Genomic DNA, 1,212 nt, shown 5'->3' on the forward strand with positions numbered 1-1,212 from the left:
TTTCCTAAGTAAGAACTCCATTTTGAGTATCCCATTTACACGCTCAGCTAAAGCATTCTGATAACAGTCATACCCGTCAGTCATTGAGCAAGTCACTCTATGTTTCTTATGGATATCTTGATATTCCTTCGAACAGTATTGTGAGCCTCTATCTGAGTGGTGTATTAGCTTTTCTTCACTCTGTCGTTGCCTGAGAGCTGAGATAAATGCCCGCTTAACTGATTGCGTTTTCATGTTGTCATCCACATAGTAACCAACAATCTTCCTTGAATAAGCGTCCGTAACCAGGCTGACGTAACTCTCTCCATCGAGAGTCGGCAAGTAAGTAATATCAGCAACCCATAGCTGTTCTGGCTTCGTTGGTGTCAGCCCATCTTTCACTTTGTTTGGGTGACAGAAAAATCGATGACGGCTGTCAGTCGTTCGGTGATAGGCTCGTCTTGCTCTCACTAACAGCCGATGTTTTCTGAGAAGTTCAAAGAGCTTATCGCGACCTATTTGAATGCCCTTTGTTGCTGCTAAGAACTTCAGTTTACGCGTGCCAATGCGTGGCTGCTTCAGCCTGACTTCACGGACAAAGCCAATGACAGCATGCTCATGATGTTCACAACGAGATTGAGTTTGGCATTGCTTATAATAAGCTTGGCGAGAGATTTGTACTAACTGACAAAACTTCGTAACGCTCAAACCTACTATGGTTTTCTCTTGGACAACGCTTCTTTGTGCTTTTTTGTCACTCTAACACCATAGTCACGTTCCATAACGTTCACGACAGCTTCAAAGAAGTCGGCTTTGAGTTGAGCATCTTCGAGCTGCTTCTCAAGCTCTTTAATACGTTGCTCTGGTGTAGGAGGTGAATTGAACTCGGCCATAGAGTCTCCTTTGGACATAAAGTTAGGTGTCCCTTTAGACCAATCTAGTCGACCATGCTTACGAAGCCAAACCAAAACCGTAGAGCAACCTTGGATGCCATACTTCTCTTGGGCTTGTTTGTAAGTGAGGCTTCCTTTTTCAACCTCATCAACTACAGTGAGTTTAAAAGCGAGGGAGTAATCGCGCTGAGTTCTTTTAGTTGTTGATTTCATAACACTCTCCAATTTTGGGGGTGGAAAGTGTCAACCTTATTTAGGACGGCATAGAGAAATGAAAAAAGGCTTAGCTGATGCTAAGCCTTTTTTGTATTTTGCAGCTTGGTTAGAAACGGTAGTTTAC

At 43.2% G+C, this 1,212-nt stretch carries 1 pseudogene; it reads right to left on the reverse strand.

From position 1 onward, the window contains the following. Positions 1–1,085 (reverse strand): annotated as a pseudogene (locus R8N46_RS24945) (IS3 family transposase); the annotation flags it as partial. Positions 1,086–1,212: the final 127 nt, after the last annotated feature.

Source organism: Vibrio sp. 1874 (assembly GCF_033344395.1).
GTDB classification, from domain to species: Bacteria; Pseudomonadota; Gammaproteobacteria; order Enterobacterales; family Vibrionaceae; genus Vibrio; species Vibrio alginolyticus.